This is a genomic window from Yersinia pekkanenii (genome assembly GCF_001152565.1).
Taxonomy (GTDB): Bacteria; Pseudomonadota; Gammaproteobacteria; order Enterobacterales; family Enterobacteriaceae; genus Yersinia; species Yersinia pekkanenii.
Map to the genome: position 1 here is coordinate 1 of NZ_CQAZ01000147.1, position 2,051 is coordinate 2,051.

Genomic DNA, 2,051 nt, shown 5'->3' on the forward strand with positions numbered 1-2,051 from the left:
TGATGATCTCCGCATTGAATACATGACCAATAATTTTCATACAGATTGTTTAACGTGATACCTAATGTATCTATAGAGGATTTATAACAATCGACTATTGCTACGTCAGAATTGATTACGCATTCAATAGTAGATTGACTAACAAAAAATATACTACTAAAAAGTACTATCAATACAATAAATGCTATGTTCATTATTATATCCATATTTATAACTACATTAAGAGTAGTTTTCTTTGTTCCTAAATATGTAATGTAATAACCAAATGAATACCCATAAACCACCAGTAATTATTGTCATAATTAAATGTGCTATATGTGGAAACCGTTTACTACCTGATGAACCTTGATTATTGTTATTATTATTGTTACTCACTACAATGTTAGATTTGTCCCTATTCGCGTTCTCACGCTTTAAAGACTCTATTTCTCGTAGTTGTGGATCTAAAATTTCCCCACAGTGCTTACACTTCTTAGCCTTGGATGAAATCATCTCATCACAGTAACCGCATCTTGTTTCTAACTGATTAATAACCATTTTTTAGTGCTCCTTGCAAGTTTTCATCTAGTAATGATAACCCATTAGAGTGCTAAAACTCAAGAAAATGATCGTTAAAACCGATCGATAAGTATTTTATGATAGTTTTTAGCTATCAATCGATGCCAATCGATCTGTGAAAACAATGATAGAAAATGATATCAAATACAGTTGGTTACATCTAAAACCATGAGGAAACCATTTATGAATGAAGAAGATAACTATCTTGAACGAAGAAAATACATGTCAGAATCTGACCGCCGAGCTGAACAGTTGTCTCGTTTTATACAAAATAAAACACGAGCCATACGAGGGGAAAAACAAATACCATACCCTGATGTTCCTTTCTTTACGCCTGAATATATTGCTAAATAAATGAGTGATGATAGTCCTTGGTGGATATTCTGTAAGGAAAGAGGGTATTTGGATAATGATGAATAGTAAATAATACAAGTAAGTACTTGACTACTTGAGTTTGTACGTAAATTAAACTATAATATTACATGAAGTGTAGTATTTGAAATATATAAGAGGTGCCATGATGGATATGGAAGAGTTATTAAGAAAAGCTAGAGAGTCTGCGAAAAATCGTACTCCTGAAGAACGATTTAAACTACTTGTTGAGTCAAAAATACTAACAAAAAATGGTACTTACAACACACGTTTTTTTACTAAAGAAACTGTTGAAAAAAGTAAACCAAAGGGATGATTATCTAATAGGGATTTATAATGTACTCATCAAAGCCAAACATAATTTATGGTTTTCATGGAATGGATAAAGATGCAGCATTACCTATTCTACTAAAGGAAGATAATTTCAAACATAGCAACAACGCATATGATTGGCTTGGAAATGGTGTCTATTTCTGGGAAAATAATTATGAAAGAGCAAAACAATATGCTGTCGAAGATAAAAATAGAAAAAACTCAAAAATAAAAGAACCTTTTGTATTAGGTGCTATCATTGAACTTGGCAATTGTTTGGATTTATTTGATCAAAAACATATTGATTTTCTTAAGTTTTCATACGAAGAAATGCTTAATTCACTGAAATTACAGAATAAAGTATTACCTGTAAATAAAAAATTCGGCCAAAACGACTTTGATTTTAAATGTAGAGAACTCGATTGTGCTGTCATTAGATATGCTCATACACTTGCCAAAAATGCAGGGAAACAATTCGACTCCGTTAGAGCCGCATTTTTAGAAGGTAATCCTTTATATGAAGGAGCAAAATTTTATGAGAAAAATCATATTCAAGTTGCTATACTAAATCCTAATTGTATTAAGGGTATATTCTACCCAAGAGAAAAAGAATTGAGTCCCCGAAAGTCATCTAGTAACTCGACCAGCTTAACCTAACCGAGTGATTATTAAGTGGTTGTGCAACAAGTGCATAATGCCGCATCGGATATCATAATAGAGAGATTTTTCTTTCCCCAAAACTGTATAAAAAAAAACACGGGTTAAATGGCGATTACCATCCATTTTTTCCCGCGATCATCGTTATATTT

The 2,051-nt window shown here is 31.8% G+C and carries 3 protein-coding genes; all 3 read left to right on the forward strand.

The window, feature by feature from the left end:
* Positions 1-741 precede the first annotated feature (741 nt).
* The 3 genes from AEP37_RS26405 to AEP37_RS23435 all read left to right on the forward strand — a co-directional run bounded on the left by AEP37_RS26405 (position 742) and on the right by AEP37_RS23435 (position 1,899).
* Complete coding sequence (locus AEP37_RS26405) at positions 742-912, forward strand: hypothetical protein (protein ID WP_156168765.1); 171 nt, start codon at positions 742-744, stop codon at positions 910-912.
* 163 nt (positions 913-1,075) lie between these two features.
* Positions 1,076-1,246, forward strand: a complete 171-nt coding sequence (locus tag AEP37_RS26410) for a hypothetical protein (protein ID WP_156168767.1) — start codon at positions 1,076-1,078, stop codon at positions 1,244-1,246.
* Between the two features lie 62 nt (positions 1,247-1,308).
* Positions 1,309-1,899 carry a hypothetical protein gene (locus tag AEP37_RS23435; RefSeq protein ID WP_235801335.1) on the forward strand — a complete coding sequence of 197 codons (591 nt, stop codon included), beginning with the start codon at positions 1,309-1,311 and terminating at the stop codon, positions 1,897-1,899.
* Positions 1,900-2,051: the final 152 nt, after the last annotated feature.

What these genes read in the sequence shown, in the direction of transcription:
- AEP37_RS26405 (WP_156168765.1), top strand. Translation starts at nt 742, where the DNA reads ATGAATGAAGAAGATAACTATCTTGAACGAAGAAAATACATGTCAGAA.
- AEP37_RS26410 (WP_156168767.1), top strand. Translation starts at nt 1,076, where the DNA reads ATGATGGATATGGAAGAGTTATTAAGAAAAGCTAGAGAGTCTGCGAAA.
- AEP37_RS23435 (WP_235801335.1), top strand. Translation starts at nt 1,309, where the DNA reads ATGGATAAAGATGCAGCATTACCTATTCTACTAAAGGAAGATAATTTC.